This is a genomic window from Mesorhizobium norvegicum, from assembly GCF_004919685.1.
Taxonomy (GTDB): Bacteria; Pseudomonadota; Alphaproteobacteria; order Rhizobiales; family Rhizobiaceae; genus Mesorhizobium; species Mesorhizobium norvegicum.
On the sequence record NZ_SMYZ01000205.1, the window covers coordinates 1 to 513 of the forward strand.

The following is a 513-nucleotide window of genomic DNA, read 5'->3' on the forward strand; positions in this document are numbered from 1 at the left end:
GGCAGCGTCTTCGTGCTGCTGATCGTCGTCGTCGGCACCTTCTTGCTGCTCGAAGCCGCGCCCGGCGACGCGGTCGACGCCTATATCGTCTCGACCGGCGGCGACGCCGGCATGATCGAGCTGTTGCGCCATCGCTGGGGCCTCGACCAGTCGGAGCTGACGCGGCTGGCCAACTACCTCTGGGCCCTGTTGCATCTCGATCTCGGCCAGTCGGTGACATTCTCCCGACCGATCCGCGACGTCATCCTCGAACGCCTGCCCAACACGCTGCTGTTGATGGTCAGCGCCACCGCGCTCTCCTTCGGGCTCGGCTCGGCGCTCGGCATTTATGCCGGCGCGCGGCCCGGCAGTTTCCGCGATCGCTTCCTATCGATCGGCTCGCTGGCGCTCTATGCCGTGCCGGGTTTCTGGCTCGGACTGGTGCTGATCGTCGTCTTTGCCGTCGACCTGCGCTGGCTGCCGATCGGCGGCATCGAAACCCTGGCTTCTGACAAGACCGGTCTCGACCGCGCC

1 protein-coding gene is annotated in these 513 nt (G+C 66.9%); it reads left to right on the forward strand.

Annotated features, from left to right (window positions below; genetic code table 11):
* Nucleotides 1-513 (forward strand): ABC transporter permease (locus FCU66_RS40750; RefSeq protein ID WP_136625530.1); only part of this gene is annotated, 513 nt, incomplete at both ends.